The sequence below is a fragment of the Pseudomonas sp. B6002 genome, assembly GCF_013385985.1.
Lineage (GTDB): Bacteria > Pseudomonadota > Gammaproteobacteria > Pseudomonadales > Pseudomonadaceae > Aquipseudomonas.
The window spans coordinates 210,428-233,954 of sequence record NZ_JACAOY010000004.1 but is presented as its reverse complement, the minus strand read 5'-3'; the positions used below and the strand labels follow the sequence as shown (position 1 = coordinate 233,954).

Sequence of the window (23,527 nt, the reverse complement as noted above, 5' to 3'; positions counted from 1 at the left end):
GGAAGGCTCCTAGAGGTAGTTGAGTTCGAGGGTGGCGGCGCCGTCGAGGCGCACTTCGCTGCCCAGGTCCAGCGTGCCCAGCGGTGCGATCACCGCTTCCAGGCTCGTGGTGGCGCTGAGTTGTTGAATCGGCACGGGGCCGCTGGTGTTGCCGACGCTGGTGCTGAACCCCAGGAAACGGCTGGCGCCAATCGCCAGCGGGTTGGCGCTCGCGCTGCTCCAGGGCGCGGTGCCGGTGGGGGAGTCGGTTCGGTAGAGCCCGGGGAAACTGTCGGCGGTGGTGCGCGCAGGGTCGAAGACCAACCGGTAACGGCCGATTTTCTGTTGTTGGGCGTCGAGCCCCAGGCCGTAGGTGCTGTCGTCTCCCGGGCCGGTGGCCGAGCCTTGGCGGTTGTCCTGCAGGCGCAGGCTGAACGCGGTCGGTGCGTCGCAGGCCACGCTGACCACCAGTGGTCGTGCGGGCAGGGCCGTCTCTTTGTCGACGCTCAGGTCCATCACCGATAACTTGCCGAAGGCCACCGTGCCGCCGTTGGACAGGCTCGGCGTACAGGCCGCAGGGGCGAAGCGGGCTTGCAGGCGCAACTCCCGCGAGCGTCCCGTGTGGAGGGCATCGACGACGCCGCTGGTGTCCCAGGTGACGGTATCGCTGACGCGCAGGGCGTCTTGACTGGCCCAGGCGCTGACCTCCAGTTGCAACGACAAGCTGCGCCCGCTGACCGGCACGCCGGCACGCATCGGCACGATGCCGTGTTCAGGACGCCAGCGCAGGGCTGCGGCGCTGCTCACCGGCGGCTGGCCGCTGCCGGGCACCAGGCCCAACTCCACGGGCTGGCCGTCGAGCAGTGCGTCGCTCGCCCGCAGGCTGTAGCTGCCACGGCGGGTGAATTGGAAGCGCTCGGTGCCGGCTGCCAGCCCGCGATAGAACAGGCTCAAGTCAGTGGGCGTGGGGCAGTTCAGCGTCAGGCTCAGGCGCCGTTCGCCCAGCAGGTGCTCGGCCACGGCTACCGGCGACACCGCCCGGTTCACCAGGCCGAAATCCACGGCGGTTTCGCTCAGGTTCAACTGGCACTCTTCCATGCCCCAGGCGTTAGCGCCCAGCAACAGGCTGGCGGACAACAAGGCAGGTTTCAGGCCCATGGTTAAGTTCCTCATGGTTGGCACCGTGCCGGTGCGGTTTCGTAATACACCTCGGGATCGCCCCGTTCGGGCAGCTCGAAGTCCAGGCGGCAGCGGGGTTGACCAGGGGCGCTGACCCACAATTCGCGGCGGTCCAATACGTCCGGCAAGAACACCTGGCTGCCGTCCTGAACCAGGGTTACGAACTCACCGTTGGCGGTGCTGACGGCGGCGCCGCGGGGGAGAGGCTGGCCGTTGGCGTCGGTTACGCTCAACAGGGCCCGGCGTGTGAGCGCCACGCCGAACTCGACGTTGTCTACGGCGCCACGCCCGGCCGACAGCACTGCCAAGCCATTGCTGATGTCGGCGTTGCGCGGCAACGAGCGGGTTTGCACTTCCACCGGGCTGCGCCCATAGGGGCTGAGTTGCGGCACCACGGCCTGGCCTTGCCAGTCGGTCCACACCGGGCCACTGGGGGTGCTGACCTTGATGCCGGCCATGTCGCCCACCGACATCAGCGCAAAGGTCTCGCGCACCGGGTAGGGCGAAAAAGTCAGCCCATCGCCGTGCAACACCACGCCACCGCGTGCGCCACCTTGATAGCTGGAACGTTCCTGATTGTTGCGGGTGTAGTTGAAGTCCAACTGGCTGTAATACGGCAGCGTCGAGACACCGATGGATGACTCCACCTCACGGTCACGGCTGTCGCGTTCAACGCTTGCCTGGTAGCTCAACTGGTCGTTGATCTGTTCGCTGACCCCGGCCCCGATGCGGTGATCGCCTCCGGCATTGCGCGCCCAGGCACGACCGCGGCGGCTTTCGCCCAGGGGCACGCTGATGTTCAGGTACACACTGTCATCGCTCTGCTGGCGGCCGCCCACTTGCCACTCGGCGCTGGCGGACACCGAAACACGCCCAAAGCTGGTGCCCCACGATGCCAGCGCGCGGCTGCTGCTCTCACCGGTAAACGAGGATGAGCGCGAGATGCCGGCGCTGAATGCGCCGAGCATCGGGTGTGACCAGGATGCGGTCGCGCTCTGTTGGTCGCGGTAGCGCGACTGGCGTTGCTCGCGGGTTTCGGTGAGGTAGGTGGAGTCTTCCAGGTCGCGATAACCCAGGGTGCGCCAGGAGCCCGCCGTGGTGATTGCCCAACGTTCGGACAGGCGTTGCGACCACGACAGATCGGTTTGTACACCCCGTTCGTTGCCATTGCGCGTGGCCTGGGCGATTTGACTGGACAGTTGGAGCTGGCTGTCCTGCCAGGGCAGCCAGCCAATGTTTGCGCCCACCGCACGATAGTCTTCGGCGCCGAGCGCGCCGGCACCCACACTGACTTGCGGGTGCAACGTTCCGCTCCAGCCACCACTGACCACCCAGGGTTCGGCGCCTTCACCGGCACCGAGCTTGCGCACGCGTCCCGCGGCCACCGAGTAACCCGGCGCAGGCAAGCCCAGGCCAAGCATGGCGGCAGGCACGGTGAAGCGACGTTCCTCGCCGCTGCTTTCCTTGACCGTGACTTCCACGTCGGAACGGCTGTTCAAGCGTCGTACATCGGTGAGGGAGAACGGCCCCGCCGGCACCACGGTGGAATGAATCAACGTGCCGTTCTGACGGATCTCCACCTGGGCCGGGCTGTTGGCGATGCCGGTGATGGTGGCGCCCTGGTTCTGGTCCTGCAGGGCCGTCTCGGTGAGCACCTGCGCCCCGGTGATCTGTGCGCCGGCCAATACCGGGTTGTACAGGTTGATCTGCCCGGCCTGGAACACTGCTTGCTGTTCGGCAAAGGTGCGCTGGGCGTAGGCGTCCAGGTGGGTGGTGCGCGACACCTTGTCTTGCCAGGTGCGTACCTGGCGACTGCGCACGATCCAGTCGCCGGCGTTGAAACCGACCTCGGTGTTGGCCGAGCCGAAACGGCTAGTGTCGTCGCCGAATTCGTTGTACAGGCCGCTCAGGTCATAGTTGAGCAGCCCGGCGAACCCGCCGGTCTGGTAGCCGGACACATCGCGCACGGTCGGACGCAGCGCATCGGTGGGCACGACCAGCGACAGGCTGAGGGTGGCGGGATCCTGCTCGATCAAGGTCTGCGGGTAGGCCTCGAGAAAGGCATGGCATTCGCCATCGTCGGCCGGTACGCGCAAGTGGCCTGCATCCAGTAGGGCCTGGTTGAAACACAACGCGCCTTGCCCGTTGAACAGCATGTCCACCCGCCCACGTCGCTGGCCGTTCACGGTGAGGTTCAGGGCGTGGCGCCCGGCCGGGAAGCGCGGGGCTTCCAGCAACAGGTTGGCCAATTGCGGGTCAATGCCCCGTTGGGCCAGGGTTTGTGGATCAAATGAGCCGGCGCCTTCATCGGCCAGGGAGGCAGCCGTTGGCAGCACGGTGCCCAGGCTCAGCGCAACGCCCGCCAGCCATTGGCGCGCCCGGGGTGATGAAACACCAGGCACGGCTTCGCCGTCGCGATCAGTCATAACTGTGCTCACAAGTCGTACTCGAGTAATGGAGTCTGGCCCGCGCCATTCCATCGTGGCGGGAGAGCTCCCGGCGGCCTTCAATGAGAGGCCACTTCGTTATCAGGGCGCCGGCATTCGGCCCGCCGGCGCTGCGATCAAAGGGTGATCGGTGCTTCGTAAGGCGCGACCGCAAATCCGTAGACGGTGGCCGGTTGTATCTGCACGGTGCTGGCCTGGGCCTGGCTGGCGGCCACGCTCAAGGTCTCGCCGGGTAGCACGTAGGTGCGTGGCAGCAAGGCTGAGCCTTTGCCGGGCAGCAAGGTCAATTCCTGAGCCAGGCGGACCACGTAGGGCGTCGGGTTATTCACACTCAGTTGCTGGTTCTTCAGGCTCCAGACCAAGCCGGTCCAGGGCGTGCGATTTGGTGCGAGCCCCTTGGGGTGCAGAATCACCGGCAGGTTCTGGCGCACCGTCACGCCCACTCGCGCATGCCCGGCCTGGCCTTCGGCGCGGCCCTGGGGCATGCCTTCGAAGATCACCCGTTTCAAGCGCTGGGTGGTCAGTGGCGTGGCAGATTGCAGGATGAAGCGGATCAACTGGCTCTTGGACGGCTCGACCCGTGTGAGCGGTGGCGTGACAAACAGCAGGGGCGCCGGGTCTTCGGGAATGTCTTCGAGGGTGACGTGCAGCAGGGCAAGCTTGGCGTCAGTGTTGGTTACCGACACCGAGGCTTCGCCATCGGCCTCATTGACGATCACCACCGAAGTGTCCGGCACCATGCCGTCGGCGAGCACAAGGGTGGGGCCCCACAACGTCAGCGCCAGCGCGGCGAGGTAGAGGGAGGCATAGCGAACCAGGTTGAACACCCGTGTAATTGTTTTGGCAACGCAAGGGAAAGGGAGCATGACTACAGATACCTCAGGTCTAGCACGATGGAGCCGTCCAACGGCACCTCTTGGTCGAGGGTCAGGTAGGCGGCGGCGTTGATCGATGTTTTGATGTCCAGCTTGGCGCTGAGCACGCTGTGCGGATCGGGCACCAGGGTGCCGGGGTGCGCAAAGCCCATGTAGTTGTCCGGGTAGGCGTTGGTTTCGGGAAACCAGGTCAGGCCGCGGTTGCTGGAGGCCAGCACAATGGCGCGCTGGCCATCGCCCACGGCTTCGCGAATGGCCAGGGCCACCGAGCCCATGCGTTCGGCCGGGGCATGGATGTTGTTGCCCAGACCGTAATAGAAGCCTGGCCCCACGGAGGAGTCGGCACGGTTATCCACACCCACCAGCACGAACAACACGGGCTGGTTGCAGGTGACGTTCATGTCCAGCGTGCGCATGGGCAGCTCGGTAAACTCGTACTGGTTGAGCGAGCGGGCTGGCACCCGCCCGTGGTCGACGATGCCGCTGGGCGACAGGACCGGCGTGCAGGCGCTGGGGGTGATGCTGCCGGTCAACGTCACGTCGACCTTCGAGGCACACAGGGCGGAGGTGGCGGTCAGGCAGAGACCGAGCGTCATCAAGCAGCGTGGGAGCGTGTTCATGGTCTGATGTTGGAACCGTGTTGAGAGACATCCGTGAGTGCGGCGCTGGGCGCAGCGCGCAAAGGCTGCGCCCGTTTTCCATTACAGGTACTTGACGGTCAGGGTCGTCGAACCGTCGATTGGCACTTCCTCGGTCAGGGTCAGACCGTTGGCCGGGGCAATGAAGGGCGAGACGGTCAAATCGGCCACCAGTGACTGGACCGGAACGGGCGCGACGGTGGCACTGTTGGCGATGGAGGTAATGCCGTTGTTGATCAGGGACACCAGGAGTGCCCAGGTCAGGCCATTGTCACGCGAAGCAATGGGATCCACATTGACGCCATCGGCCACCGCCGATCCCAAGGTCATTTCGAAGTAGCCCAGCTTTTCGTTGCTATTGACCAGGCCCAAGCCGAAGGCGGTGTCTTTGGTGACCGAGGCCGAACCTGCACGGTTGTCCTTGGGCTCAATGGCCATCAAGGTGGCGGCGTCACAGGTGACGGTCACTTGCAGGGTGTGATCCGCCAGCGGGGTTTCTGTATTGGCATTGAGGTCCTTGGCCGAAATCTTGCCGATATCCACATTGCCGCCGCCGGACACGCTTGGCTCACAGGCACTCGGAGTGATCAATCCACGTACGGTCAGGTCCACGCTTGAGGCGGCGAGGGCCGTGCCGGTCCCGGTGAGCAGCAGGGTGGCGAACAGGGCATTCAGGGCTTTCATGGTGTTGCTCCTATCAAGGTAAGTTGAGGTCAAAGGGTCACAAGTACTTGAGTTGCAGCGTGGCTTGGCCGTCCAGTGGCACCTCATCGAGCAAGGTCAGCTCGGTGGCGGGCACGATGATGGTGAATGCGCGCAGACGGGCATTCAGGATTTTCAGGGCGATGGGCGTATTGGGGCCGTCGAGGGCGGCAAACGAGGTCAGTGCCTCATGCCCCAGGTAGATCGAAGCGGCCCAATTGGCGCCCCCGTTGCTTGAAGTGATCACCTTGACCGGTTTGTCATCGGCCACCGGGTCGAACAGCGAAAACGCCACGCTGCCCAGTTTTTCTTTCTCGGCGGTCATGCCCAGGCCGTGGTGCCTCGGGTTGATGGCGGAGGTGCCCGCGCGGTTATCCACGGTGGTCAAGGTAAAAAAGGTCTCACCCTCGCATTGCACTTCAAGGCGCATCTCGGCTGGATCGAGCAACGTCGGGGAGCTGGGTTGCAGGTCCTTGGAGGTCATCTTGCCGTGGTCGATCACGCCACCGTTCGACAGCACGGGTGCGCAGGCGCTGGGGGTGATGGTTCCGGAGACGCTCAGGTCCGTACTGCTGGCAGCGAACGCGCCAGGCGCAAGGGCGGCTAGCAGGAAGGCGAGGGTGGGTCTGTCCATGGGCACAAGTCCTTGTAAGGTAGGGTTAAGGGTGAAGGCGCTATAGGTAAATCAGGTCCAGAGTGGCTGAGCCGTCCAGTGGCACTTCACGATCCAGGGTCAGGCCCTGGGCCGGTGCGATCAGCGTGCTCACACGTATTTGCACACGCAGTGCCTGGATCGGCAGCGGGCTCCAGACGCCGGAAGAAGCGTCCCCGAACGCGGCCAGTCGCAGCGGGGGCAAAGCGACGTTTTCTTCAACCACGCTCCAGCTTTGGCCGTTGTCTGATGACTGCAATTGAGTGATGGGTGCGTTCTCTGCCAAGGGCGTGTGCAAGATGGTGTGGTACACGCCGATCCGTTCGCTGGCGTGGGTCAGTCCGAGCCCGAAACCGAAGGGCTCGGAGGCGCTGGAGCCGGCGCGGTTATCGGTGAGCCTCAAGGCGAACAGGGTTGGGGCCTGGCAGTTGACGGCCGCAGGCAACTGGGTGAGCGGCAACGGGGTGAAGGACTCGCGGTTCAGATCGCGGGCGGCGATCTTGCCGTAGTCGATCAGCCCCTCCTGGGCCAGGCTCGGGGTACACGCGCTGGGGGTGATGATGCCGCGTACCGTCAGGTCCACGTTGCTGGCGGCGAACGCCACAGGGGCCAGGTTGAGCACGAGGCCGAACGTGCCGCAACGGCACAGTGTCGAGGCCTTCATAGGTAGCGCAACTCGAACGTGGCGGACCCGTCCAGGGGAATGGTTTCGCCTGCCGGGATCTGGCTTTTTGGAAAAATGTAGGGTTGGACAATCAGGTCCAGCGCTACATCTGTCAGGGGAACGGGGGCGCGTGTGCCGGACGTCTGATTGCCGAAAGCACTGAGTGTGTTGGCCGGTACCTGCCGTTCGGAGTTGTAGATCCAGGTCGAGCCGTTATCCAGGGAGTAGATCGGGTAGGCGGTGGGGTCGTCGGTGACCACGTTTTCCATGGTCAGGAAATACGTGGCGATCCAGTTTGTCGGGCTGATCCGCCCCAATACGAAGGAGGCGGCGGGGCCCGCCACTGACGATCGATTGTCCTGGGCGTTCAGCCCGAACAGGCTCGACCCTTCGCAATTGACCGCCAACTTGAAGAGGGTCCTGGGCAGTTCGGTGACCCCGGTCGGGTCCAGGTCCTGGGTCGAGATCTTGCCGTAATCCACCAGCCCGCCATTGCTCAGGCTAGGCGTACAAGCGCTCGGGGTAATGGCACCTTTGACCGAAAGGTCCACGGAGCTAGCGGCCAGCGCCGTACTGGCGTGGGCGATCAGCAGGGCTCCGGCCAGGGCGGCGAGAGAGTCTTTCATCACAGTCGGTATTCCTATGCACGGATCAGGGGCAGAGCGACGCGGTGAAGTTGCCCATGGGTTTTATGGTTGTGGTGGGCACGCGTCGCTTTAAGGGAAAGCGGGGAGGAATTTATCGCCGGGCGGGAGAGGCGGAAATGCAACTATTACGAATGACAGGGTGGCAATGACAAAAGGGGGCGGGGCTGTTGAAATAATAGGTTTTATTGGGTGTTGTCGTAGTTGTTGTATCGCTGACGGCTATGTATTCGGATATTTTTCGCGATCTTTGATTGCCCGGATCCCTTTATAAGGATCGGGGTCATTGTTTAGTTGCGAAAAGTCCGGGCGAACTGATCGCCCCTTTCGAGGGCGCCATGCCTGGTCAGTTTTCTGCACGCGATTCGAGCGATTCATTTTCTGCTGTCGATGTGTCTCGGGCGCGTGTTCTCGTAGTGGATGACCACCCCGCCTATCGTTTTCTGCTGGGTTCGCTGCTGGAACGACTCGGCGTCGCTTATCAGTGTTGTTGCAATGGTCAAGAGGCTCTGCAACGGCTGACTACCGAGTGTTTCGACCTGATGATCAGTGACTGCCGCATGCCGGTGATGGACGGATACGCCCTGACTCGTGAACTGCGAATGCGTGAGCAGGCCCAGGGGCGGCTTCCTCTGGTTGTTCTGGGGCTGACAGGCGGCCTGGGGCCGGAAGAAATCCGCCAGTGTGTGGCCTGTGGAATGGACGGCTGGCTGATCAAACCCGTAGGGTTTGCCCAGTTGCGTGAAGTGCTGTGCTACTGGCTGGCGTCGCCGAAGCCCTTGCTTTCGGCGGGGCTACCCGCAGGGGCTGCGGCTTTGCCCGGTGGCACTGTGCCCAGTCGCGTCAGTTTGATCGAGACGTTTGGTACGTGGGAGGTTGTGGAGCCGCTGTTGCTGAGTCTGGTTCAGGAGGCCGATGCGGACCTCGCCGTGCTGGCTCACGCGCAGGCCACTCAGGACGCGACTATGGCTGCCCAACGTTTGCACCGGTTAGTGGGCAGTGTCGCGTTTTTGGGGGCGACTGGCCTGGATGCGAGGGCGGTGGACCTGATCAAACGGGTGCAGGTAAACGGTGTGGCAATCAATACACCGGCATTGAGAGCGTTCTGTCACGATGTCGAGCGGTACCTGAATTATCTTACGCAACTTTGAAGGAATACATACTTTGCCGTGTAGTACTTTTCTGTATTCCATTTCTCTTAATTGTGTAGGTATTAGTTCGAGGTGCTTTAAATACGGGGTGGCGCGCTTAATGATGAGTTATTACCTGTTGTTGCAGAAAAGCGATCGGGGTATTTTGCCAGTCTCAAACTGCCATCATGGAAAAACCAATGATCCGCATCATTATTGCTGACGATCACCCCATTGTTCGTGTTGGGCAAAAAGTGGTGATTGAGGCAAGTGGCAAGTGCAAAGTGGTCGGCGAAGCCGACGGGCCTGATCAATTGTTGGCGTTGGTCAGCCGTGTACCCTGCGACGTGATAGTGACCGACTTCGCCATGCCGGGAAATCAGCAGGCCGATGGGTACGGCCTGTTGGGTTTGTTGAACCGAAAGTACCCGGCGTTACCGGTAGTCCTGGTGACCATGTTTGCCAATGTCGCTACGCTGCGCGCAGCGTTCAGCCACGGCGCGCGAGGCGTGATCGCCAAGAGTGCTTCCGCCAGGGAGCTGCCCCAGGCGCTGAATGCCGTGGTGCAGGGCCGACAATTTGTCAGTGAGTGCCTGCGTGTGCAATTGGACCAGGTGTGTGGTTCGCAACCGACCCAGACGCCAACACTTTCCGGCAAGGAACAGGAAGTTGTACGCATGCTCGCCAGCGGTATGACCGTCAGCCAGATTGCTGCGAGAGTCAATCGCAGTATCTCAACTATCAGCAAACAAAAGAGCACGGCGATGCACAGGCTGTGTATATCTACCGATGTTGACCTTTTTGCATATGCACGGGAGGTTGGGATGGTGCCTTAGTTGACCAACTTATTGGGATTCAAGTTGCTGGCTTGCACGGGTAATAGATAAAGCGTTGAGCGTGTTCAGGCAGTTGTTAAACGAATGGCGGGCGTCGCCGTATCATTCAGAGTGGTTTGCGTTGCATCACACCTTCTCCATTTCCCCCGCAAATGGGCATGGCTTTGCGCCCGTAGGCAGACTATCGTGCGACCGGATAACCCTAGCGATCGGAGCTTGCCCATGAGTGATGCCCACACCACCCTGATCACCCGTTTCTATGAAGCGTTCCAGCGCCTGGATGCCGAAGCCATGGCCGCCTGCTACACCGATGATGTGGTGTTCAGTGATCCCGCGTTCGGTGAACTGCGCGGGCGTGATGCCGGTGACATGTGGCGCATGCTCACTACGCGCGCCAAAGACTTTTCCCTGACCTTCGACAACGTGCGCAGCGATGACCGCAGCGGTGGCGCCCATTGGGTCGCCACCTATTTGTTCAGTGCCACGGGCAACACGGTGGTCAACGATATCCAGGCGCGGTTTGTGTTTCGCGACGGCAAGATTTGTGAGCACCACGACAGCTTCGACCTGTGGCGCTGGTCGCGTCAGGCGCTGGGCACCAAAGGTTTGTTGCTGGGCTGGACGCCGCTGGTGAAAAACGCCGTGCGCACCCAAGCCCTGCGTGGTTTGAAGGCGTTCCAGGCCAGTCGTTGATAAGCTGGGCGCTCTTCTGGTTTTGCCGGCTCGACTTGTGACTGAAACTTCTGAACCCAAACCCTGGTTTGTCTACCTGGTACGCGCCGCCAATGGCTCGTTGTACTGCGGCATCAGCAATGACCCGGTGCGCCGTTTTGCCATGCACCAGCGTGGCAAGGGCGCGCGGTTCTTCCTGTCCAGCCCGGCCGTGGCGCTGGTGTATACCGAGCAGTGCGCGAGCAAGGCTGAGGCACTGCGCCAGGAGCGCTTGATCAAGAAGCTGAAGAAGAGCGCCAAGGAGTGCCTGGCGGCGAGCAGCCCATTGATTTGACTGATGGGTTCCCATCGTCCCCATTGCGCGTGTTGCAGGCTAAGCTAGCGGCTCACTTATCGAGCGGAGCCTGGTATGTCTGAGTTGATTCTTCACCACTATCCCCAGTCCCCTTTTGCTGAAAAAGCCCGCCTGCTGCTGGGTTTCAAAGGCTTGTCCTGGCGCTCGGTGCATATCGCACCGGTGATGCCCAAGCCCGACCTGATGCCTTTGACGGGTGGCTATCGCAAGACGCCAGTGCTGCAAGTGGGCGCTGATATCTACTGCGACACCGCACTGATCGCCCGCCGTCTTGAGCAGGAAAAAGCCGCGCCGACGCTGTTCCCTCAAGGCCTGGAAGTTGTCACCCAGGGTTTTGCCGCGTGGGCCGATTCGGTTGTGTTTTCCCATGCCGTGGCGCTGGTGTTCCAGCCTGAATCCCTGGCGGTCAAATTTGCCAAGGTGCCGCCGGAAATGATCCAGGTGCTGGTCGCCGACCGCAAAAAACTGTTCAGCGGTGGCACGGCGGCGCGCGTGCAACTGGAACAGGCTCTTCATCAATGGCCGGCGATCATCAGCCGTATCAATCAGCAATTGCAGCATCAGGCGGGGGATTTCCTGTTCGGCGAGCCTTCGATTGCCGACTTCTCCCTGGCCCACCCGTTGTGGTTCCTCAAGGGCTCTCCGGTAACCGCGCCGTTGGTGGATGCCTATCCCGCTGTGGCTGCCTGGCTGGATCGCGTATTGGGCTTTGGCCATGGCACGTCCACCCAGATGAGCGCCGAGCAAGCCCTGGAAGTCGCGCGCAATGCGAGCCCGGCGGTGTTGCCGGATGAAGTTTTCGACGACTTGAACGGCTTCAAAGTGGGGCAACAGGTGACCGTTTCGGCGACCGACTACGGCACCGACCCGGTGGCTGGCGAACTGCTGTTTGCCGGGCGCGAAGAGCTGATCCTGCGCCGTACCGACGAGCGTGCCGGCACCGTGCATGTGCATTTCCCACGCATGGGTTTTTGCATCCAGGCGTAATAAATAAAAATATTTGCAAACAGAGGTGAGGTAAATCGCCAGCCCATCCGTGTAGTGCTTGAAACTGCGATCTATTCGCATTAACAGCGTTTTCTACACGGGTTCTCACAGCATGAAGTCGACGGCGGGCGGTTTGGTTAAACAGTGGCTGGGAGCCTCGGTATTGGCGGTTTCGGGGCTGGCGTTGCTGCCCCTCGGCATTGCACAGGCGCAGGAGCAGCAAAGCGCCCAGTTCAACTTTGCCCTGGCAGCCAAACCGCTGCCCCAGGCCTTGAGCGACTTCAGCCGGGTCACCGGTATCAGCGTGATCTACACCGATGAGGCGCCCTACGGCCTCAGCGCCCCCGCCGTCAGCGGGCAGATGAGCGCGACCCAGGCCTTGCAACGCCTGCTGGGCAAGTCCGGCTTTACCTTCCGCCAGATCGACGCCCGCACCCTGGCCCTGGAGCCTGTGCCGACCGAAGGCGCGGTGAACCTCGGCGCCACCACCATCAGCGGTGTCGGCCAGACCCAGGACACCACCAGCTACCAGCCGCCGCCCACCAGTTCGGTGATGCGCTCCCACGGCTTGCTGCTGGAGACTCCGCAAACCGTCAACGTGGTGCCGGCCCAAGTGCTGCGTGATCAACAGCCACGCAACCTGGACGACGCCCTGGGCAACATCAGTGGCATTACCCAGGCAAACACCCTCGGCAGCACGCAGGATGCGGTGATGCTGCGGGGTTTCGGCGACAACCGTAACGGCTCGATCATGCAGGACGGCATGCCCGTGGTGCAGGGCCGTGCGTTGAACTCCACCGCCGAGCGCGTTGAAGTACTCAAGGGCCCGTCGTCATTGTTGTACGGCATCCAGGACCCGGGCGGCGTCGTCAACATCGTCAGCAAAAAGCCTGAACTGGTGCAGTCCACTTCGTTGACCGCACGCGGTTCGACTTTTGGTGATGGCAAGAACGGCAGCGGCGGCAACCTCGACACCACCGGCCCGATTGGTGACAGCGGCCTGGCTTATCGCCTGATCGTCGACCATGAAGACGAAGACTACTGGCGCAACTTCGGCACCCACCGCGAGACGCTGGTGGCGCCGTCGCTGGCCTGGTATGGCGACACCACCAAGGTGGTGTTTGCCTATGAACACCGTGAATTCCTTTCACCGTTCGACCGTGGCACTGCCATCGACCCCAAGACCAACCACCCGTTGAACATCCCTGCGACCCGTCGCCTGGATGAGCCGTTCAACAACATGGAAGGCCGCTCCGACCTGTACCGCCTGGAAGTCGATCATGATCTGAACGACGACTGGAAAGCCCACTTCGGCTACAGCTGGAACCGCGAGACGTACGATGCCAGCCAGGTGCGTGTGGTCAAGGTGAACACCAACGGTACGTTGACCCGCAGCATGGACGGCACGCAGGGCGCGTTGACCACCGACCGTTTCGCTACCACCAGCCTGGAAGGCAAGGTTGACGTCGCCGGCATGCAACATGACCTGGTGTTCGGCCTGGATGACGAATACCGCAAGATCTACCGCGCTGACCTGATTCGCCAAGCCCCGCGGGGTGTCTTCAACTATAACAACCCGGTATATGGCAACGAAGTCGCTGGCACGACCGTCAGTGCACCTGACAGCAACCAGACCGACCTGTTGCGCAGCGATTCGCTGTTCTTCCAGGATGCCATTCACCTGAATGACCAATGGATTCTGGTCGGCGGCGCGCGCTACCAGATGTACGACCAATACGCGGGCAAGGGCGTACCGTTCACTGCCAACACCGATGGCAATGGCCAGAAGTGGGTACCGCGTGCTGGTCTGGTGTACCGCTATACCGACCAGTTGTCCTTCTACGGCAGCTACACCGAGTCGTTCAAACCCAACTCGACCATCGCTCCGTTGGCTAACAAAAGCGTGCTAGACGGTAGCCTGGAACCGGAGCAGTCCAAGGCCTGGGAACTGGGTACCAAGCTCGACATTCCGGGCCGCATCACGGCCAGCGCCGCGCTGTTCGATATCGAGAAACGCAATGTGCTGGTGCAGGTCGGCGACGGCTTGGCAGCGGTCTACAGCGTGGCGGGCAAGGTGCGCTCCCGTGGCCTGGAGCTGGATGCCAGTGGCCAGCTGACTGATAACTGGAGCCTGATCGGCAGCTACGCCTACACCGATGCCGAGGTCACCGAAGACCCTGCACTCAAAGGTAAGCGCCTACAGAACGTGGCGAAAAATACCGCTTCGCTGTCGGCCGTGTATGACTTCGGCAGCATTCTGGGTGGCGATCAGCTGCGTGTCGGCGCCGGTGCGCGTTATGTGGGCGAGCGGGCAGGGGACGCGGCCAACAGCTTCGAACTGCCGAGCTACACCGTGGCCGATGCGTTTGCCAGCTACGACACCAAAATCGACGGGCAGAAAGTCAAGTTCCAACTCAACGTGAAGAACCTGTTCGACCGCACGTATTACACGTCTTCGGTGAATACGCAGTTCGTGTCCATCGGCGATGCGCGCCAGGTGTCGGTCTCCAGCACGTTGACCTTCTGATGAAGGCCTTCGCTTGGCTACTGGCCCTGTTCATCACCACCACGGCGGCGGCAGATGATGCCGTCGCCCACCGTGAACACCGGGTGACGTTGCCCGGTTCCGGTCACAGTTGGGGCTTTGTCGGCCTGGACCCGACGCGGCCCTACCTGTTTGTGGCCCGGCGTGAAAATGGCCTGACGGTGTTTGATGTTCAGCACCAGAAAACGGTCAAGACGGTGGCGCAGTCGCAAGGCGCCAACGGCGTGGTGTTCGTGCCTGAGTTGGATCGCGTGTTTGTGCTCAACACCGACGGCAGTTTGAGTGTGGTGCAGTTATCCACGCTCAAGCCGCTCAAGCGCATCGAGGTGGCGCAAAGCAACCTCAACAGCGCGGTGTACGAGCCTTTGACCGGCAAAGTGATCATCGTCAGTGGGCGCCGTGCAGACCGATCAACCTTGTTCGAGTTTGATCCGAAGCTGGAGCGCATCACCGGTGCCCATGAGCTGGCCGTGAAGAAGATCGACCCGCTGCTGCTCAAGGGCGATGGCAGCTTTTTTCTGCCCATGCGGGATGAAGGCAAGGTCGCGCGTTATGCCGCGAGCAACTTTGCGCTGCTCGACACCTGGCAGTTTGCCGACTGCCCCAAGCCCAGCGCATTGGCTCAGGATGTCGAGCGGCAACGCTTGTTTGTGGCCTGTCGAGGTGACACGCCGTTGTTGATCGTGGCGGACCGCGAGACGGGTGAAGTGAAGGCCAAATTGCCGATCGGGCGTGACGTCAACGCCGTGGCCTACGACGCACAGCATCGCCGCTTGCTGGTCCCCAGCGGTGTGGACGCCAGCCTTGTGGTGATCGACCAGACGGATGCCGACCATTACGCCGTGGCAGCGACCATCAGCACCTTGCCGATGGCCTACAACATGGCGTTCGACGCGCAGCACCAACGGGTTTACTTGCCGGCCATGGACTACGTGCAGCCCGCCGCCGAGCCCAAGGCAGACCCGCAGTTTCAAGCGGGAACATTCTCTATCACCACCCTGGCACTTGATTGAATGCGGTGAATTACCCAAGCTGCGCACTTTCTTAGATTCAGGAATGCCAGGGTTATGCGGTTGGGACGATGGATACAGGCCAGCGCGATGGCGCTGGGTTTCGGTGTGTTGCTCGGCGGTTGCGCCACGTCTTCGAACACCGCGAGCGGGCAGCGCCTGGACCAAATGCTGGCCGACCCGGCGCTGCATGGCGCCACGGTTTCCCTCACGGTGCGGGATGCCCGTAGCGGCGCCACGCTCTACCAGCACAACCCGCGCACACGGCTGGTGCCAGCCTCCAACCTCAAGTTGTTGACCACGGCGGCGGCGATGGATGTGCTGGGGCCGCAGTATCGGTTCTCCACTCAGCTCTTGAGCAACGGCCAGCAGCAAGGTGATCGCCTGACCGGCAACCTCTACCTGCGCGGCCTGGGCGATCCCACCCTGCAGTTTGCCGATTACCAGGTACTGGCCGCGCAACTCGCCAGCCGGGGCGTGCGCGAGGTGCAGGGCGACCTGGTGTTCGACGACACCTGGTTTGACGCCGAGCGGCTGGGCGTCGACTGGTCCCATGACGATGAAAGCACCTACTACGGCGCGCAGATTTCGGCGCTGACCGTCTCACCCAACAGCGATTTTGATGCGGGCACCGTGCTGGTGACTGCCAAGGCTCCGTTGCGTGCAGGCCAGCCGGTGGGGGTGGAGATCTTCCCGCCCACCGACTACCTGCAATTGAGTAACCGCGCCGTCAGCGGCCCGGGCAATACCTACGGGATCAACCGCCGCCATGGCACCAACCTGCTGCAGCTCAGTGGTGCGGTAGCGCCAGGCAAACAGAGCCAGCAGTTGGTGAGTGTCTGGGAACCGACGCAACTGGTGGCCAACCTGTTTGAACAGGCGTTGGCCCAGCAGGGCATCCGCGTGTCGGGTCGTCGGGTGATGGGCGGCACCAGCCCGGCAACCGCCAGCGTGCTGGCCGAACACCAATCGGCACCGTTGCAGGAACTGATCACGCCGCTGCTTAAACTGTCGAACAACAACATGTCCGAAGCCTTGCTCAAGGCCATGGGGCGCCAGACCGCCAATAGCGGCACGGCGGCGGCGGGGGCGTTGGCGGTGGCCGGGTTTCTCAAGCGCCAGGGCCTGGATGCGGCCGCGCTGAATCAAGTGGATGGTTCCGGTTTGTCGCGACGCAATCTGGTCTCTTCGCAAACCCTGACCGACCTGTTGCTGGCGGCCAGCAAACAACCCTGGTTCAACGCCTGGTACAACGCGCTGCCGATTGCTGGCAACGCCGACCGCATGACGGGTGGCAGCTTGCGTTATCGCCTGGTCGGCACGCCGGCCGAGAACAACTTGCATGCCAAGACCGGTTCCATGGGCGGTGTGTCGTCACTCAGTGGCTACATCAATGATGCGCGCGGGCATCGGTTGGTGTTCTCGATGGTCACCAACAACTACGTGGTGGCCGGGGCGCAGGTCAAGGCCGTGGAAAACCGCGTGGCCGTAGCCCTCGCCGGTTGGGACAACTGATTCAGGGCTGGTAGCCCATGCGCCAGCTCACGGCCCGGGTCGCCGCCAGCAAGTGCTGGGCCGCCGGGCCATCTTCATCGGCATGGAACAGGGAGGTGGGGCCGACCACGGTCATCACCGCCGCCACCTGCCCGACCGCGTTGAACACCGGCGCCGAGAGCGCATCCACCCCAGGCATCAGCAAGCCATGCACAAAGTGCAGGCCACGGCTGCGGATCTGTTCGCAGGCGGTGGCGTAGGCCTGGTCGTCCGCCAGGGCGTGGGCAGTGCCCGCCTGGATTTCGCGCTCGCGCAATTCCACGGTCTCCCGTGACGGCAAGTAGGCGCTGAACACCAGCCCGGTGGAGGAACTGAGCAGGGGCAGTACCGAGCCCAACTGCGTCACCACCGTCACCGCACGCACGGCGGGTTCGATCTGCACCACGGTGGCGCCTTGGTTGCCCCACACCGCCAAAAAGCAGGTTTCGTTCAATTCATCGCGCAGCTCCGCCAGAGGCATCGCGCCGACTTTCAGCACGTCCATGCTGCCCAGCGCGGCCAGGCCCACGCGCAACGCTTCGCGGCCCAGGCCGTAATGGTTGGTGGCGGTGTTCTGTTCGGCAAACCCCGAGGCGATCAGCGCCTGTAAATAGCGATGCACCTTGCTGGCGGGCATCTGCACGTGCTCGGCCAGGCGTGACAATGACGTGGCGGGGGACAGTTCGGCCAGGGCCTTGAGGATATCGGTGCCCACTTCGGCCGAGCGGACTTTCTGTTTACCGGTGTCGCGGGGCTTTTCCATGGGGCAGCGGGAATCCGAGAGATGAATGGGCGTCTTTATAGCTTGACGGTCGATAGTGATCAAATTACGTTATGCGTAACTGGATTACGATAAAAACAACTTCCGCTCAGAGGACGATCCATGACCCTCGAATACCTGTCGGGCTTCGGCAATGAATTCGCCAGCGAAGCCCTGCCCGGCGCACTGCCCGTCGGCCAGAACTCCCCGCAAAAAGCGCCCTACGGGCTGTACACCGAACTGTTCTCCGGCACCGCGTTCACCATGGCGCGCAGCGAAGCCCGTCGCACCTGGCTGTATCGCATCCAGCCGTCGGCCAATCACCCAGCGTTTATCAAGTTGGAACGGCAGTTGGCCGGTGGCCCGCTCGGCGCGGTGACGCCTAATCGCTTGCGTTGGAACCCACTGGATATTCCGGGCGAGCCGACGGACTTCATCGATGGGCTTGTCGGCATGGTTGCCAACGCCGGGTCGGAAAAACCGTCTGGCATCAGCATCTATCACTACCGCGCCAACCGCTCCATGGAGCGTGTGTTCTTCAACGCTGATGGCGAACTGTTGATCGTGCCCGAGCAGGGCCGCCTGCGTATCGCCACCGAACTGGGCGTGCTGGAGGTGGAGCCGCTGGAAATCGTCGTGCTGCCGCGTGGCCTTAAATTCCGCATCGAACTGCTGGACGCCCAGGCGCGTGGCTATGTCGCCGAGAACCATGGCGCACCGCTGCGTCTGCCAGACCTGGGGCCTATCGGCAGCAACGGCCTGGCCAACCCACGCGACTTCCTGACGCCGGTGGCCCACTACGAAGACCTCAAGCAACCGACCACCCTCGTGCAGAAATTCCTCGGTGAGCTATGGGCCTGCGAGCTGGACCATTCGCCGCTCAACGTCGTCGCCTGGCACGGCAATAACGTGCCGTACAAATACGACCTGCGCCGCTTCAACACGATTGGCACGGTGAGTTTCGATCACCCGGACCCGTCGATCTTCACCGTGTTGACCTCGCCCACCAGCGTGCACGGCCTGGCCAACCTCGACTTCGTGATCTTCCCGCCGCGCTGGATGGTGGCCGAGAACACCTTCCGTCCGCCGTGGTTCCACCGCAACCTGATGAACGAATACATGGGCCTGATCCAGGGCGCCTACGACGCCAAGGCCGAAGGTTTCCTGCCGGGCGGTGCGTCGCTGCACAGCTGCATGAGCGCCCACGGCCCGGACGGCGAGACCTGCACCAAGGCCATCAACGTCGAGTTGGCGCCGCACAAGATCGATAACACCATGGCCTTCATGTTCGAGACCAGCCAAGTGCTGCGCCCTACACAGTTCGCCCTGGAATGCCTGCAACTACAAAACTCTTACGACGCGTGCTGGGCTTCGCTGCCCGCCACCTTCAACCCGAACCGGAGATAACCCATGACTCAGCCCACACTTACCCGCAGCTGGGTGGCCTCCGCCAACGGTCACACCGACTTCCCCCTGCAAAACCTGCCGCTGGGGGTGTTCAGCATCAACGGTTCGGCGCCGCGCGCTGGCGTGGCGATTGGCGATTCGATCCTCGACTTGCAGGCAGCCATCGACGAATTCGAGGGTGATGCCCGTCGTGCCGTCGAAGCAACGGCCAGCGGCCAGTTGAATGCGTTTTTCGAACTGGGTCGTGGCCCGCGCGTGGCCTTGCGCGAACGTCTACTGGAACTGCTCGCCGAAGGCAGCAAGCTGCAAACCCGCGAGGCCCAGGTGCTTCACCGTGCCGCCGACTGCCAGATGCACGTTCCGGCGCGCATCAACGACTACACCGACTTTTACGTCGGCATCGAACACGCGCAGAACGTCGGCAAACTGTTCCGTCCCGACAACCCCCTGCTGCCCAACTACAAATACGTTCCGATTGGCTACCACGGCCGTGCCTCGACCATCCGCCCTTCGGGTGTCGACGTGCGCCGTCCCAAAGGCCAGACCTTGCCGGCCGGTCAGGCCGAGCCGACCTTTGGCCCGTGTGCACGCCTGGACTACGAGTTGGAACTGGGCATCTGGATCGGCCAGGGCAACGACATGGGCGATTCGATTGCCATTGGCGATGCCGCCGAGCACATCGCCGGTTTCTGCCTGCTCAATGACTGGTCGGCGCGGGACATCCAGGCCTGGGAATACCAACCGCTGGGGCCGTTCCTGTCGAAGAGCTTTATCACCACGATTTCCCCATGGGTCGTCACCGCCGAAGCCCTGGAACCGTTCCGCAAAGCACAACCGGCGCGCCCTGAAGGCGACCCACAACCACTGTCGTACTTGCTGGACAAGCGTGACCAGGCCGCGGGCGCACTGGACATCGAACTCGAAGTGCTGCTGACCACCGCCGCCATGCGCGAGCAGAACCTGCCCGAGCATCGCCTGGCCCTGAGCAACAGCCTGCATATGTACTGGACCGTCGCGCAGTTGGTGGCCCACCACAGCGTCAACGGTTGCCAGTTGCAGGCCGGCGACCTGTTTGGTTCGGGCACCTTGTCCGGGCCGGAAGCGGGCCAGTTCGGCAGCCTGTTGGAGATGACCGAAGGCGGCAAGAAAGCCGTCGAGCTGCCGTCCGGCGAAGTGCGCAAGTTCCTTGAGGACGGCGACGAAATCATCCTGCGCGCCCGTTGCCGCCGCGAAGGGTTTGCCTCCATCGGCTTCGGCGAATGCCGGGGCACCGTGATCGCAGCGCGCTAAGAGGGCAGGGCGATGGAACTCTACACCTACTACCGTTCCACCTCGTCGTACCGGGTGCGCATCGCGCTGGCCCTCAAGGGCCTGGATTTCACCGCGATACCGGTCAACCTGCTGGTGCCACCGGGTGGCGCCAACCGCCAGCCGGAGTACCTGGCGATTAACCCCCAAGGCCGTGTGCCGGCCTTGCGCACCGACGAGGGCGAACTGTTGATTCAGTCGCCCGCGATCATCGAATACCTGGACGAACGTTATCCACAGGCGCCGCTGCTGTCAGAGGACCTGGCGACCCGCGCCCATGAGCGTGCGGTGGCGTCGATCATCGGCTGTGATATCCACCCGCTGCACAACTCCAGCACCCAGAACCTGCTACGCCAGTGGGGGCATGACGAAGCGCAGTTGCTGGAATGGATCGGCCATTGGATCAGCCAGGGGCTGGGCGCGGTGGAGCAATTGATTGGCGACCGAGGCTTTTGCTTCGGGGAACAGCCGGGGATGGCTGACGCGTTTCTGATTCCCCAGCTGTACGCGGCTGAACGCTTCAAGGTGCCGTTGACGGCGTACCCACGCATCGGTCGCGTGGCGGCGTTGGCGGCGCAGCATCCGGCCTTTATCCAGGCGCACCCCGCCAACCAGCCTGATACCCCCTGACCCTGTGGGGCCCGGTTGGCTGGCGATGGCGGTGTGTCAGGTCGACCGCTATCGCCGGCAAGCCGGCTCCTACAAGGTTGCGCGTGGCCATAAAAATAAAATAATAGGTACCTTGCGATGCACTCTCAGATTGCCAGCTTTCGTGCGGCACTCGACGCCCGTCCGGTGTCGCGCTACCAGTGGTTGATTCTCTTGTTGCTGGCCTTGCTGCTGGTGACCGATGGCTACGATGCCCAGGTGCTGGGTTATGTGGTGCCTGCGCTGGCCAAGGATTGGGGCCTGGAAAAAGCTGCGTTCGGCCCGGTGTTCAGCGCCAACCTGTTGGGGCTCACCTTGGGCTCATTGCTGGTGACGCCCCTGGCCGACCGGTTTGGCGTGCGGCGCATCCTGCTGGGCTGCGTGATGATCTACGCCACCCTCACGGTGTTGATGGTGTTCGCCAACTCACTGACCACCCTGATGGTGGCGCGGTTTATCTGCGGCATTGGCATGGGCGGCGCGATGCCCAGCGCCATGGCGTTGATGTCGGAATATTCCCCGCCGCGCCTGCGCACCCTGATGGTGACGTTGGCAGCGTGCGGCTTTTCGTTTGGTGGCGCGGCGGGTGGGTTCGTGGCGGCCGGGTTTATCGAAGGCTACGGGTGGCAGGCGGTGTTCCTGGCGGGTGGCGTGACGCCGTTGTTGCTGTTCCCTTTCCTGGTGTGGCTGTTGCCCGAATCCTTGCCACGTTTGCTGCGTGACGCGCCGCCTTATGCGCGCCTGCAAAAGGTCACGGCGCGCCTGTTGCCGGGCTGGCAGCCGCCGCTGGCGAGTGCTGCCGATAACCTGCAAGAACAAGTCAGCAAGCTGACGGTCGTGGAGCTGTTCCGCCACGGTTATGCGCGCCCGACCGTGCTGATCTGGGCGACGTTTTTTGTCAGCCTGATCCTGCTGTATTTCATGATCAGTTGGCTGCCGTCGCTGTTGCTGGAAAGCGGCTTGGCGTTGAAGGAAGCCAACCTGGTGACGTCGATGTTCCTGTTTGCCGGCACCTTGGGCGCCATCGGCATGGCCTGGTTCGCCGACCGCTTGAAAAGCAAGGTGCGCCTGCTGTCCGGTGTTTTGGCGGCAGCCGCGGTGTGCACGGTTTTGCTGGGCCTTAACCACGATAACCCGCGTTATCTGGTGGCCTGCGTGTTCGCCGCCGGGTTCTGCATCATCGGTGGGCAACTGACTTTGAATGCCTTCGCCAGTAACTTCTACCCGGCGCATGTTCGCGCAACGGGCACGGGTTGGGCACTGGGGGTAGGGCGGTTTGGTTCGATCCTGGGGCCGTTGTTTGGCAGCTTGTTGCTGGCGATGCACATTCCGGTGGAGCAGATTTTCTTCTTCTGCGCTATTCCGGCAGTGATTGCGGCGCTGTTGATCATCCAGGTGCGTTCGCCTGTGGCGGCTGTGCCTACTAGCCCGCTACACAGCGATATTCTCAAATCCCCGACCAATCACTGATTCACCACCGCTCATTTGTAGGAGCCGGCTTGCCGGCGATAGCGGACTGTCAGTAACGGCTTTTCCGACTGTCCCACCGCCATCGCCGGCAAGCCAGTTCCTACAAGGCCGGGTGCTAATGCACCACGGCGTTGGGTGGCAAGTGACCCAGCCGTTCGGTCAGGCGCAGGCGCTGGATCGGGTCTTCGCTGAGCAGCAACGCATGCTCCAGATCAAAGCGCTCGGCACTCGGGCAATCCAGGCGCTGGTACAGGCTGGCGCGGGCCAGGTAGTCGGCGGCGCTGGCGTTGCCGAGTTCCAGCACGCGTTCGGCGTCGATCAGGGCGTCCAGCGGCTCATCATTGGAAAGGTGCAACTGGCGCAGGTTGCGGGACAGCCGTTGCAGGATCGAACGGGGTTCGGCGGTGTGCAGGTGCTCGGACTGCAACTTGAGGTTCGGCCCGTACTGGCGGTGCAGCAGCTCGCGGCAATCGTTGGGGTACAAGCGCCGGCCGCCACAGGGGTCCAGCAAGTGGTCGGCGCCCGGCACCCGCAGCAGGAAGTGGCCGGGAAAATTCACCCCGACCATCGGAATGTTCAGGCGTCGCGCCAATTCCATCGCGATCAACCCCATGGCCAGCGGCTGCCCGCGTTTGCGCTGCAGCACCTTGTCCAGCAAGGCGGCGGCGGGGCGCAAGGGGGTGAAGTCGTCCTGGGCAAACCCCAGGTCATTCATGCGCCGCAGCAGTGGCTGGCCCAGTTCGTCGGCGGGCAGCATGGGCAAGCCGACGCTGACCTGTTGTTGCAACAGGGTGAAGTCTTGCAGGATCACCTGCGGCTGCACCGCCGGATCGTGCTCGGCCGCAATCCACAGCGCAGCTTCGAACAGCGCAGGGGGTGAACGTTCCAGACAGGCAAAAAAGGCTGTGCGGGGATTCATTGCGTTCTCCGGCAGATGCCCCCGTTTTAGCCTTGCTGAGAATTTTCGTCCAGCACATTGGGGAAATATCCCACGGTCTTATGTCACAAGGCCTGCAAAACCGGGCGGCTTATTCCAGCGCACTTCGGCAGTTTTTTACCGTAAGCCTATACTTGGGCCTCTACCAG

The 23,527-nt window shown here is 62.5% G+C and carries 22 protein-coding genes; 12 read left to right on the top strand and 10 right to left on the bottom strand.

What is annotated here, in order from left to right; translation table 11 throughout:
* Positions 1 to 9: 9 nt before the first annotated feature.
* From HX792_RS04585 to HX792_RS04550, 8 genes are all read right to left on the bottom strand, one after another.
* Positions 10 to 1,137, bottom strand: a complete 1,128-nt coding sequence (locus HX792_RS04585) for a DUF1120 domain-containing protein (RefSeq protein ID WP_176994979.1) — start codon at positions 1,135 to 1,137, stop codon at positions 10 to 12.
* An 11-nt stretch (positions 1,138 to 1,148) separates the two neighbouring features.
* Positions 1,149 to 3,584 carry a fimbria/pilus outer membrane usher protein gene (locus HX792_RS04580; RefSeq protein WP_218172543.1) on the bottom strand — a complete coding sequence of 812 codons (2,436 nt, stop codon included), beginning with the start codon at positions 3,582 to 3,584 and terminating at the stop codon, positions 1,149 to 1,151.
* A gap of 137 nt (positions 3,585 to 3,721) precedes the next feature.
* Positions 3,722 to 4,471 carry a fimbria/pilus chaperone family protein gene (locus HX792_RS04575; RefSeq protein ID WP_176994977.1) on the bottom strand — a complete coding sequence of 250 codons (750 nt, stop codon included), beginning with the start codon at positions 4,469 to 4,471 and terminating at the stop codon, positions 3,722 to 3,724.
* A 2-nt stretch (positions 4,472 to 4,473) separates the two neighbouring features.
* Positions 4,474 to 5,076, bottom strand: a complete 603-nt coding sequence (locus HX792_RS04570) for a DUF1120 domain-containing protein (RefSeq protein WP_256349797.1) — start codon at positions 5,074 to 5,076, stop codon at positions 4,474 to 4,476.
* A gap of 105 nt (positions 5,077 to 5,181) precedes the next feature.
* Positions 5,182 to 5,802: a DUF1120 domain-containing protein gene (locus HX792_RS04565; protein WP_176994975.1), complete on the bottom strand. Its 621-nt coding sequence runs from the start codon at positions 5,800 to 5,802 to the stop codon at positions 5,182 to 5,184.
* A gap of 37 nt (positions 5,803 to 5,839) precedes the next feature.
* Positions 5,840 to 6,454 carry a DUF1120 domain-containing protein gene (locus tag HX792_RS04560; protein ID WP_176994974.1) on the bottom strand — a complete coding sequence of 205 codons (615 nt, stop codon included), beginning with the start codon at positions 6,452 to 6,454 and terminating at the stop codon, positions 5,840 to 5,842.
* 40 nt (positions 6,455 to 6,494) lie between these two features.
* Positions 6,495 to 7,136, bottom strand: coding sequence for a DUF1120 domain-containing protein (locus tag HX792_RS04555; protein WP_176994973.1), 642 nt, complete (start codon positions 7,134 to 7,136; stop codon positions 6,495 to 6,497).
* The gene (locus HX792_RS04550) at positions 7,133 to 7,762 is read right to left on the bottom strand and encodes a DUF1120 domain-containing protein (RefSeq protein WP_176994972.1); all 630 of its coding nucleotides are present in this window, start codon (positions 7,760 to 7,762) and stop codon (positions 7,133 to 7,135) included. Before HX792_RS04550 ends, HX792_RS04555 begins: the two co-directional genes overlap by 4 nt.
* 356 nt (positions 7,763 to 8,118) lie before the next feature.
* Here HX792_RS04550 and HX792_RS04545 point away from each other — a divergent pair, with 356 nt between their 5' ends.
* The 8 genes from HX792_RS04545 (at position 8,119) to dacB (ending at position 16,830) form a co-directional block, all read left to right on the top strand.
* Positions 8,119 to 8,931 carry a response regulator gene (locus HX792_RS04545; protein ID WP_176994971.1) on the top strand — a complete coding sequence of 271 codons (813 nt, stop codon included), beginning with the start codon at positions 8,119 to 8,121 and terminating at the stop codon, positions 8,929 to 8,931.
* A gap of 179 nt (positions 8,932 to 9,110) precedes the next feature.
* Positions 9,111 to 9,746 carry a response regulator transcription factor gene (locus HX792_RS04540; protein ID WP_176994970.1) on the top strand — a complete coding sequence of 212 codons (636 nt, stop codon included), beginning with the start codon at positions 9,111 to 9,113 and terminating at the stop codon, positions 9,744 to 9,746.
* A gap of 222 nt (positions 9,747 to 9,968) precedes the next feature.
* Positions 9,969 to 10,439: a nuclear transport factor 2 family protein gene (locus tag HX792_RS04535; RefSeq protein ID WP_176994969.1), complete on the top strand. Its 471-nt coding sequence runs from the start codon at positions 9,969 to 9,971 to the stop codon at positions 10,437 to 10,439.
* A 37-nt stretch (positions 10,440 to 10,476) separates the two neighbouring features.
* The gene (locus HX792_RS04530; protein ID WP_176994968.1) at positions 10,477 to 10,752 is read left to right on the top strand and encodes a GIY-YIG nuclease family protein; all 276 of its coding nucleotides are present in this window, start codon (positions 10,477 to 10,479) and stop codon (positions 10,750 to 10,752) included.
* Between the two features lie 75 nt (positions 10,753 to 10,827).
* Positions 10,828 to 11,760, top strand: a complete 933-nt coding sequence (locus HX792_RS04525) for a glutathione S-transferase family protein (protein ID WP_176994967.1) — start codon at positions 10,828 to 10,830, stop codon at positions 11,758 to 11,760.
* A gap of 112 nt (positions 11,761 to 11,872) precedes the next feature.
* On the top strand, positions 11,873 to 14,287 hold the full coding sequence (locus tag HX792_RS04520; RefSeq protein ID WP_176994966.1) for a TonB-dependent receptor: 2,415 nt from the start codon (positions 11,873 to 11,875) through the stop codon (positions 14,285 to 14,287).
* The gene (locus HX792_RS04515; protein WP_176994965.1) at positions 14,287 to 15,318 is read left to right on the top strand and encodes a hypothetical protein; all 1,032 of its coding nucleotides are present in this window, start codon (positions 14,287 to 14,289) and stop codon (positions 15,316 to 15,318) included. The genes HX792_RS04520 and HX792_RS04515 overlap by 1 nt, the downstream gene beginning before the upstream one ends.
* A gap of 54 nt (positions 15,319 to 15,372) precedes the next feature.
* On the top strand, positions 15,373 to 16,830 hold the full coding sequence (gene dacB, locus HX792_RS04510) for a D-alanyl-D-alanine carboxypeptidase/D-alanyl-D-alanine-endopeptidase (RefSeq protein WP_176994964.1): 1,458 nt from the start codon (positions 15,373 to 15,375) through the stop codon (positions 16,828 to 16,830).
* Position 16,831: 1 nt separating this feature from the next.
* On the opposite strand, the gene HX792_RS04505 is transcribed toward dacB, so the two are convergent.
* Positions 16,832 to 17,611, bottom strand: a complete 780-nt coding sequence (locus tag HX792_RS04505) for an IclR family transcriptional regulator (RefSeq protein WP_176994963.1) — start codon at positions 17,609 to 17,611, stop codon at positions 16,832 to 16,834.
* A gap of 120 nt (positions 17,612 to 17,731) precedes the next feature.
* Here HX792_RS04505 and hmgA point away from each other — a divergent pair, with 120 nt between their 5' ends.
* The 4 genes from hmgA to HX792_RS04485 all read left to right on the top strand — a co-directional run bounded on the left by hmgA (position 17,732) and on the right by HX792_RS04485 (position 22,441).
* Complete coding sequence (hmgA, locus tag HX792_RS04500; protein WP_176994962.1) at positions 17,732 to 19,015, top strand: homogentisate 1,2-dioxygenase; 1,284 nt, start codon at positions 17,732 to 17,734, stop codon at positions 19,013 to 19,015.
* Positions 19,016 to 19,018: 3 nt separating this feature from the next.
* A complete protein-coding gene (fahA, locus tag HX792_RS04495) occupies positions 19,019 to 20,305 on the top strand; it encodes a fumarylacetoacetase (RefSeq protein WP_176994961.1) in 1,287 nt (428 codons plus the stop codon).
* 12 nt (positions 20,306 to 20,317) lie between these two features.
* Complete coding sequence (maiA, locus tag HX792_RS04490) at positions 20,318 to 20,953, top strand: maleylacetoacetate isomerase (protein WP_176994960.1); 636 nt, start codon at positions 20,318 to 20,320, stop codon at positions 20,951 to 20,953.
* Between the two features lie 117 nt (positions 20,954 to 21,070).
* Complete coding sequence (locus tag HX792_RS04485; RefSeq protein ID WP_176994959.1) at positions 21,071 to 22,441, top strand: aromatic acid/H+ symport family MFS transporter; 1,371 nt, start codon at positions 21,071 to 21,073, stop codon at positions 22,439 to 22,441.
* Between the two features lie 115 nt (positions 22,442 to 22,556).
* Here HX792_RS04485 and HX792_RS04480 read toward each other — a convergent pair whose 3' ends face one another.
* Positions 22,557 to 23,360, bottom strand: a complete 804-nt coding sequence (locus tag HX792_RS04480; RefSeq protein WP_176994958.1) for a SirB1 family protein — start codon at positions 23,358 to 23,360, stop codon at positions 22,557 to 22,559.
* Positions 23,361 to 23,527 lie beyond the last annotated feature (167 nt).

Coding starts and splice junctions, on each gene's coding strand:
- HX792_RS04580 (WP_218172543.1), bottom strand. CDS start 3,584: ATGACTGATCGCGACGGCGAAGCCGTGCCTGGTGTTTCATCACCCCGG.
- HX792_RS04550 (WP_176994972.1), bottom strand. CDS start 7,762: ATGAAAGACTCTCTCGCCGCCCTGGCCGGAGCCCTGCTGATCGCCCAC.
- HX792_RS04565 (WP_176994975.1), bottom strand. CDS start 5,802: ATGAAAGCCCTGAATGCCCTGTTCGCCACCCTGCTGCTCACCGGGACC.
- HX792_RS04555 (WP_176994973.1), bottom strand. CDS start 7,136: ATGAAGGCCTCGACACTGTGCCGTTGCGGCACGTTCGGCCTCGTGCTC.
- HX792_RS04520 (WP_176994966.1), top strand. CDS start 11,873: ATGAAGTCGACGGCGGGCGGTTTGGTTAAACAGTGGCTGGGAGCCTCG.
- HX792_RS04485 (WP_176994959.1), top strand. CDS start 21,071: ATGCACTCTCAGATTGCCAGCTTTCGTGCGGCACTCGACGCCCGTCCG.
- HX792_RS04535 (WP_176994969.1), top strand. CDS start 9,969: ATGAGTGATGCCCACACCACCCTGATCACCCGTTTCTATGAAGCGTTC.
- HX792_RS04480 (WP_176994958.1), bottom strand. CDS start 23,360: ATGAATCCCCGCACAGCCTTTTTTGCCTGTCTGGAACGTTCACCCCCT.
- HX792_RS04540 (WP_176994970.1), top strand. CDS start 9,111: ATGATCCGCATCATTATTGCTGACGATCACCCCATTGTTCGTGTTGGG.
- hmgA (WP_176994962.1), top strand. CDS start 17,732: ATGACCCTCGAATACCTGTCGGGCTTCGGCAATGAATTCGCCAGCGAA.
- HX792_RS04575 (WP_176994977.1), bottom strand. CDS start 4,471: ATGCTCCCTTTCCCTTGCGTTGCCAAAACAATTACACGGGTGTTCAAC.
- HX792_RS04560 (WP_176994974.1), bottom strand. CDS start 6,454: ATGGACAGACCCACCCTCGCCTTCCTGCTAGCCGCCCTTGCGCCTGGC.
- dacB (WP_176994964.1), top strand. CDS start 15,373: ATGCGGTTGGGACGATGGATACAGGCCAGCGCGATGGCGCTGGGTTTC.
- HX792_RS04515 (WP_176994965.1), top strand. CDS start 14,287: ATGAAGGCCTTCGCTTGGCTACTGGCCCTGTTCATCACCACCACGGCG.
- HX792_RS04545 (WP_176994971.1), top strand. CDS start 8,119: ATGCCTGGTCAGTTTTCTGCACGCGATTCGAGCGATTCATTTTCTGCT.
- HX792_RS04505 (WP_176994963.1), bottom strand. CDS start 17,611: ATGGAAAAGCCCCGCGACACCGGTAAACAGAAAGTCCGCTCGGCCGAA.
- HX792_RS04525 (WP_176994967.1), top strand. CDS start 10,828: ATGTCTGAGTTGATTCTTCACCACTATCCCCAGTCCCCTTTTGCTGAA.
- HX792_RS04585 (WP_176994979.1), bottom strand. CDS start 1,137: ATGGGCCTGAAACCTGCCTTGTTGTCCGCCAGCCTGTTGCTGGGCGCT.
- fahA (WP_176994961.1), top strand. CDS start 19,019: ATGACTCAGCCCACACTTACCCGCAGCTGGGTGGCCTCCGCCAACGGT.
- HX792_RS04570 (WP_256349797.1), bottom strand. CDS start 5,076: ATGACGCTCGGTCTCTGCCTGACCGCCACCTCCGCCCTGTGTGCCTCG.
- maiA (WP_176994960.1), top strand. CDS start 20,318: ATGGAACTCTACACCTACTACCGTTCCACCTCGTCGTACCGGGTGCGC.